This is a genomic window from uncultured Bacteroides sp. (assembly GCF_947632445.1).
Taxonomy (GTDB): domain Bacteria; phylum Bacteroidota; class Bacteroidia; order Bacteroidales; family Bacteroidaceae; genus Bacteroides.
Window position 1 is genome coordinate 1 of the sequence record NZ_CANRPM010000097.1, and the last position, 7,110, is coordinate 7,110.

Annotated in this window: 5 protein-coding genes; 1 reads left to right on the top strand and 4 read right to left on the bottom strand. The window is 51.3% G+C overall.

Annotated elements, in window-relative coordinates:
- The first annotated feature begins 58 nt into the window (after nucleotides 1-58).
- Nucleotides 59-997, top strand: a complete 939-nt coding sequence (locus Q0Z70_RS12570) for a ribose-phosphate pyrophosphokinase (protein ID WP_298075031.1) — start codon at nucleotides 59-61, stop codon at nucleotides 995-997.
- Between the two features lie 95 nt (nucleotides 998-1,092).
- On the opposite strand, the gene Q0Z70_RS12575 is transcribed toward Q0Z70_RS12570, so the two are convergent.
- From Q0Z70_RS12575 to Q0Z70_RS12590, 4 genes are all read right to left on the bottom strand, one after another.
- Nucleotides 1,093-2,253: a phosphatidylinositol-4-phosphate 5-kinase gene (locus Q0Z70_RS12575; RefSeq protein WP_298075039.1), complete on the bottom strand. Its 1,161-nt coding sequence runs from the start codon at nucleotides 2,251-2,253 to the stop codon at nucleotides 1,093-1,095.
- An 85-nt stretch (nucleotides 2,254-2,338) separates the two neighbouring features.
- On the bottom strand, nucleotides 2,339-3,628 hold the full coding sequence (locus Q0Z70_RS12580) for a pitrilysin family protein (RefSeq protein ID WP_298075033.1): 1,290 nt from the start codon (nucleotides 3,626-3,628) through the stop codon (nucleotides 2,339-2,341).
- A 44-nt stretch (nucleotides 3,629-3,672) separates the two neighbouring features.
- Nucleotides 3,673-4,047: a 2-amino-4-hydroxy-6-hydroxymethyldihydropteridine diphosphokinase gene (locus tag Q0Z70_RS12585; RefSeq protein ID WP_298075035.1), complete on the bottom strand. Its 375-nt coding sequence runs from the start codon at nucleotides 4,045-4,047 to the stop codon at nucleotides 3,673-3,675.
- A 9-nt stretch (nucleotides 4,048-4,056) separates the two neighbouring features.
- The gene (locus Q0Z70_RS12590; protein WP_298075037.1) at nucleotides 4,057-6,387 is read right to left on the bottom strand and encodes a transglycosylase domain-containing protein; all 2,331 of its coding nucleotides are present in this window, start codon (nucleotides 6,385-6,387) and stop codon (nucleotides 4,057-4,059) included.
- Between the last annotated feature and the right edge of the window lie 723 nt (nucleotides 6,388-7,110).

The window sequence follows — 7,110 nt, forward strand, 5'->3', positions numbered from 1 at the left end:
AAGAAATACCTACCTTTGCAGAAGTATAACAAAATAGGTAACTTCTATTCATAATACAATGAGCGAAAAAGCACCATTTATGGTATTCTCAGGAACAAATTCGAGATACCTTGCAGAAAAAATCTGCGCAAGTCTAAATTGCCCGCTGGGACAAATGAACATCACCCACTTTGCCGACGGTGAGTTTGCCGTATCTTACGAAGAATCCATCCGCGGAGCAAATGTTTTTCTGGTTCAGTCCACGTTTCCCAATTCGGACAACCTGATGGAACTGCTGCTGATGGTTGACGCTGCCAAGCGTGCATCGGCCAAAACCATCAATGCCGTAGTACCCTACTTCGGCTGGGCCCGACAAGACAGAAAAGACAAGCCACGTGTTTCCATCGGAGCTAAATTGGTAGCTGACCTGCTCTCTGTAGCTGGTATCGACCGCCTGATCACGATGGACCTGCATGCTGACCAAATCCAAGGTTTCTTCGACATCCCTGTAGACCACTTGTATGCATCGGCCGTATTCCTGCCCTACATCCAGTCGCTCAATCTGGAAGACTTGGTTATCGCTACGCCCGACGTAGGAGGTTCAAAGCGTGCCAGCACGTTCTCCAAATACCTGAATGTTCCCTTGGTACTTTGCAACAAGTCGCGCGAGAAAGCCAACGAAGTTGCCTCTATGCAGATCATCGGTAACGTAAAAGACAAGAACGTTGTCTTAGTGGACGACATCGTGGACACGGCAGGTACCATCACCAAAGCAGCCAACATCATGCTGGCCGCAGGCGCCAAATCCGTGCGCGCCATTGCCAGCCATTGCGTAATGTCCGATCCCGCTTCGTTCCGCGTACAAGAATCCGGCCTGACAGAGATGGTGTTTACCGACAGTATCCCCTACTCCAAGAAATGTGCGAAAGTAAAACAACTCAGCATCGCCGACATGTTTGCCGAAACCATCAAACGAGTAGTGAACAACGAATCCATCAGTTCACAATATCTGATCTAAGCTGAAACGAACAGTCAACAAATAATAAAGGGTTGCATCTTTCTGTTGTATGGATGCAACCCTTTCTATTTCAAAGCAGGCTTCCTGTTGATAAATCAGTTGTTGGAGGCGATACGCCCCATCTTGTAGGTTATCTGACGGATCAGCTTGCCATTCTTGTCTTTCTCCACAAAAAGGCCGTCTTTCTTGCCTTGCTTGAAGACACCTTCAGCCGTATTTCCATCTTTGTCGGTTTGGATGCCTTTCCCTTCTTCCAACCCGTTGGCAAATCCGCCTTCGTAGTGTGTTCCGTCCGCCATCTTCAGCTTGCCCTGCCCGTCGAACTGATTGTGTTTCCATTCGCCCTCGTAAGAGTCGCCATTGTTCCACTTGTAGACACCATAGCCATTCCGTTCGTTGTCAGTCCAATCGCCGTCGTAGACACTACCATTGGCCCACGTGAATGTTCCCTTGCCATGCTGACGGCCGTTCATAAAACCACCCACATACTTGTCGCCGTTGGCATGAATGTAGATGCCTTCGCCTGTACGCTCGCCCTGCACGTAGGAACCTTCGTAGCGGTCGCCTGTATAGAAAGTATAAATGCCTTTGCCGTGTTGCATGTCCTCTTTCCATTCACCCGTGTACTTATCGCCATTGGCATATTCAAACGTTCCTTCACCGCTACGGAAGTCGTCCTCCCATTGGCCTTTGTAACGGCTGCCATCGTTCCACACGAGGATTCCCGTTCCGTTTTTCTTGTCGTTCTGCCACGAGCCTGTATATTTCGAACCGTTCTTCCACGTGTAGGAACCCTGTCCTTCTCGCTTGTCGTTCTGCCAGTTTCCTTCGTAGACATCACCGTTGTAGTAGTACATGGTACCTTCGCCGCTTTGGAAGTCTTGATACCACATACCTTCATAGCGGTTGTTGTTCAGAAAATAGTAAATACCCTTTCCGTGCTGCTGGTCCTGATACCATTGTCCTTCGTAACGTTCCCCGTCAGAGAAGATATAGACACCATAGCCCTGGCGCTTCCCTTTCTCGTATTCGCCTTCATAGGTATCACCCGACTTGAAAACGGTTTTCCCTTTCCCATTTGGTTTGTGGCCTTTCATCTCGCCGTTGTAGACGGAACCGTCCTTGAAAGTATAGGTACCGATCTTTACTTCCGAAGAAAGCGCCCCTTTCAACTTGCTAAAGAAGCCTCCCTTGCTCTGCGCCACAGCCCCCTGGGAGAGACAGAAACATACAAGTGCTATATATAGACCATTTATTCTCATACTGAACAATTTCTTTACTTTTTTATAATTCACAAAGATATAACTTATCACCCAATCGCAGAGAAGGCTCTGCTGATTTTTAGGACATTTTTTTACCGGACACCACTTCTTTTAAATTCTCTTTGCATAAATATTTTTGCGCCAGATAGAGCAGTTCCGCAGCCGTGACCTGACTGATAGCTTCCTGTACTTCTTCAAAATAAGTGGCCGGCAGACGGGAAGTCTGAAGGTAAATCCAGGCATCGGAAAGGGAGAAGGCCGATTCATAGTTGCGGCATAGCTCGCCCAGCATGTAGTTCTTTACCATGGAGAGTTCTTCGTCTCCCACAGGTTCATGGCAGAGGCGATCCATCTCGTAGAAGACTTCGCCGATAAGAGGCTCCACGTATTCGTTGGCCGTTTCGGAAGAAATGAACAGCGCGCTGCTGTCAGGACAGGAAACAAGCCCTGCTGAAATGCCATAGGTGTAGCCTTTCTCCTCGCGGATGTTCGACATCAGGCGGCTGCCAAAATAGCCTCCCAAGACAGTGACCAGCACGCGCAGCTTCTGATATTCGGGATGGTGGCAGGGAATAGTCAGCATCCCAATCCTGACGGCACTCTGCATGGCTTCGGGCCGCTCGATGAACACGCGGCGGCCGTCTGATGGAGTCGGTTCAAAGTGCACAGGCTCTGTCTGACGAGTGGAGGCACCGAAATGGTCCGTCCCAAAGCGGGTTTCCAGCCGCCGCAGGCATTCGTCCGTCACCTTGCCGGCCACGTATATCGAGCAGTTGCCTGCATGATAGTGGCGATTGTAGAACTCGCGCAGCACATCGGACGTAATGCGGCGGTAGTCGGCCTCGACCACCATCCGGCCACTGGGATGTCCTGCGCCATAGAGGGTTTCCATCAGCCCTCGATGAGCCAGGAAGTCCACCTTCTGCATATTCACCTTGAACTGCTGGACATTGTTCTCCACCACCGTAGCCAGTTCGTCGTCGGGGAAGAGCGGTTCCTTGACCAGGCTCTCCAGCACGTCGAGCGTTTGAGGCAGGTATTTGTTGAGCGAATAGAGGGTGACGAAAGCATACTCCGAAACACTTGAAAGGTCGAGCCACGCGCCATAGTAATCCAGACGTTCGGCTATCTGAGCGGCGGTGTAGCGACGTGTGCCTTCGCGCAACATACGGTTGGTGAACAAAGCCTGCAAGGGCTGGCTCTGATGCCAACGACCGCCTGCCATCAGGATATCAATGCGCACCACCTCGTTATCGCCTGCGTTGAGTACGTTCAGGACGATGCCATTGGGCAGGGTTATTCGTTCGGGAGCCTGCACTGTCAGACGCCCAGGCCTTTTTATTTCGGGTTGGAGGGTTCTGTCTATCATCGTATTTAAAATGAAATGGAGAATTGATCATTGAGAATTCTCCATTATTCTTTGTTCATTAATTCTTTAAGCCCATGGCGAACGTAGACACGCTCCATGTCGGCAGGCTTCAGTACCCGCCCGTCGTAGGACAAGATGTCGAGATCGAGCCGCACTATTTCGCGCAGTTTGTCCTCAAGCAGCCTGCCTGCCTCGCGTTCGATGCCCTTCAGACAGGCACGCACCTCGTCGGCACAAAGGTCGGAATGGAAGCAGGCCACCTGGTTGGAGAACAAGCAAGAGCGATGCAGATACAAGGGAGCAGTCTCTTCTTCGCAGGAAAAACGAATGTCGGCAAAGAGTTCCGACAAGCGCCTACGTGCCAGAAGCATGTTCTGACGGCGACCTTCGTTGCTACCGATGCTTATCAGGTACTCCATCAGGCGGCGTCAGTTGAACAAGTCATCCAGTCCCATGTCGGGCGTCGGTTCGTCCACTTCCTCATATATCTCTCCATTGTCCTTGCACGGATCATAGTTCTCCGGCAATTGGAAAGTCTCGGTCTCGTCATAGCCCAAGGCCTTGTCGGCATAGACTTTGTTCATGTATTTTGTCCAGATGGGCAGGGCCATAGAGGCTCCCTGTCCGTGAAGCATGGTGTCGAAGTGGATATCTCGATCTTCTCCGCCCACCCAGCAGCCCGAAACGAGCGAGGGAGTGAAGCCCATGAACCAGCCGTCAGCGTTGTAGTTGGTGGTACCCGTCTTGCCGCCCATGTCGGCCTTGATGCCCAGACGACGCACGCGGCCGCCGGTACCTTCGTTGATGACAGCACGCAGCATGACGAGCATCTTATAGGCGCTGGATGTGCTGATGACTTCGTTCATATCGGGCGAGAAAGTGGCCAGCACATTGCCCTCGTTGTCCTCGATGCGGGTCACGAGCAGTGGAGCCACGCGGATACCGCGATTGGGGAAGGCGGTGTAGGCGCTCACCATCTCGGCTACGGATATTTCACAGGGGCCGAGGCAGAGCGACACACTGGGCACAATTTCAAGATTGCGCACGCCGAAAGTCTGCACCAGGCGTTTCAGTTCGTAGGGGTTGAGCTTGCTCATGAGGTAAGCAGTAATCCAGTTGTCGGAATTGGCTAAGCCCCACTTCAGGGTTACCATCTCGCCGATGCGCTTGTCGTTGGCGTTGCGGGGCGTCCAAGGGATACCGTTCTCGTCAAGCAGGGTGTAGGACACGTGGCGTGCCTCGTCGCAGGGCGAGAAGCCGTTCTCCATAGCCAGGGCATAGACGTAAGGCTTCATGGTAGAACCAATCTGACGGCGGCCCACCATAGCCATGTCATACTGAAAGTAGTGATAGTTGGGACCACCCACATAGGCCAGTACATGTCCGTTGCGGGGATTCATCGACAGGAAGCCTGCACGCAGGAAATGCTTGTAGTAGCGGATGGAGTCGAGCGGTGTCAGCACGGTGTCCACTTCGCCTGCCCAACTGAAGACCGACATCTCCTGCGGAGTGTTGAAGGCCTTCATGATTTCGGCCTCGGAAGTTCCGCTTTTCTTCATCAGCCGATAGCGGTCGGACTGACGAATATTGCGCAACAGGATTTCATCGACCTGCTCTTGGGTAAGGCGGAAACTATAGGGAGCCTTTTTGCGACCTTTCTTCTCCTTGAAGAAATAGCCCTGCAACTCTTTGAGGTGCTCGGTCACAGCCTCTTCGGCATACTTCTGCATACGCGAGTCGATAGTGGTGTATATTTTCAATCCGTCGGTGTAGAGGTTATACTTCTTGCCATCTTTCCGGGTGTTCTTTTCGCACCAGCCGTACAGCGGGTTTGTCTCCCAATCGAGCGAGTCTTCGTAGTACTTCTGCATCTGCCAGCTGCGATATTCGGACTTGACAGGCCTCTTTGCCGTCAGCACTGTACGCAGATACTCGCGGAAATAAGGTGCAGGGCCTTCCTTGTGATCCACGCGGTTGTACTTCAGCTTCAAGGGCAGAGCTTGCAGGGAGTCACGCTGGGCCTCGGTCAGGTAGCCCGCCTTGTGCATCTGGGCAAGCACCACGTTGCGGCGTCCGCGAGTGCGTTCAGCCCGGCGTACCGGGTTGAAGAGCGAGGGATTTTTGCACATGCCCACCAGCGTAGCGGCTTCCTCAATCTTGAGATCCTTGGGGTCGCACCCGAAGTAGGTGTAAGCGGCGGTCTTCACGCCAACAGCATTGTTCAGGAAGTCGAACTTGTTGAGATACATCGTCAGGATTTCTTCCTTCGTATAGTAACGCTCCAGTTTCACGGCGATGACCCACTCGATGGGTTTCTGGAAGAGACGCTCCACAGTATTCTCCGCACTGGGCGAATAGAGCTGCTTGGACAGCTGCTGGGTGATGGTACTGCCACCGCCGGCGTTCTTCTGGAAGAAAAGACCACGCTTTACCACGGCTCGGAACAGGGCCTTGACGTCGATGCCCGAATGCTCGATAAAACGCACATCCTCGGTAGCTATAAGGGCGTTGATAATGTGGGGTGACAAATCCTGATAGCCCACATAGACGCGGTTCTCTTTGCTGTAAGAGTATGTGCCCAGCGTCTTGCCGTCGGCCGAAAAGACCTGCGTGGCAAACTTGTAGTTGGGATTCTCCAAGTCTTCGACGGGCGGCATGTAACCTATCCAGCCTTTCGAGATGGAGGTAAATATCAGCACGCATGCCAGCAGCACGACGACCAGCAGGATCCAAAGGGTTATGACGACTTTCTTTATCATGTTCAGCGTTTCGTTTTTTACTTTGATTTTAATCACATGCAAAGATACAACTTCCGACGCGATACACAAGAGGGTTGGCACTTTTTTGGCCGCTTTTTGAATTCGAAAAAACGTCTCACACGGAAGTCTTGCCAAATAAACTCTTTTTGACTTACAAATGACAATTACAATATAGTAAAAAGAAAGTTTCTGCACCATAAATAATATAGTATAGAACCCGTTGTCGGAATTAAATCAGCTCCTATTTAACTTTTCCAATCGGTTTCATATTTTGATGGTTATATATTGAAGAAAACAAGAATCCCGACTGAAGAATTTATCATACGTTCCACCCATTCGACATAACTTGAAAAAAAAATCGTTTTTTATCTTGAAAAAGGCCGTTTTTAATTTTGTATTTCGTTCGGTTTCGCTATCTTTGCAGCCGTAAAAGTTGAAATTGGCGTTCGTCTCTCCGACTATCTACCTGTGAGAGGCGACCGCGTAGCGTGCCCGGACATTCCGTCCTACCTTCCGCAAACAAACATCAGCTTCTACCCCACTCCACCCGTAACATACTGATAAACAACATTTATCCGAACTTCCTGTAAGTCCCGGCGCGTTCGTATTGCGTCAGGAGTACTCCCCCATTGCAGGCGGGCCACAGGGGCCGATTTTTATCCTTTTAGCAGTAACCAACTCCCGCACCGGCTTTACGTCGGCCCCAACTCAGAGACACCGTAG

Bases quoted from the DNA above. Each gene is read 5' to 3' on its own strand.
- Q0Z70_RS12570 (WP_298075031.1), top strand. From the start codon at position 59: ATGAGCGAAAAAGCACCATTTATGGTATTCTCAGGAACAAATTCGAGA.
- Q0Z70_RS12580 (WP_298075033.1), bottom strand. From the start codon at position 3,628: ATGATAGACAGAACCCTCCAACCCGAAATAAAAAGGCCTGGGCGTCTG.
- Q0Z70_RS12585 (WP_298075035.1), bottom strand. From the start codon at position 4,047: ATGGAGTACCTGATAAGCATCGGTAGCAACGAAGGTCGCCGTCAGAAC.
- Q0Z70_RS12590 (WP_298075037.1), bottom strand. From the start codon at position 6,387: ATGATAAAGAAAGTCGTCATAACCCTTTGGATCCTGCTGGTCGTCGTG.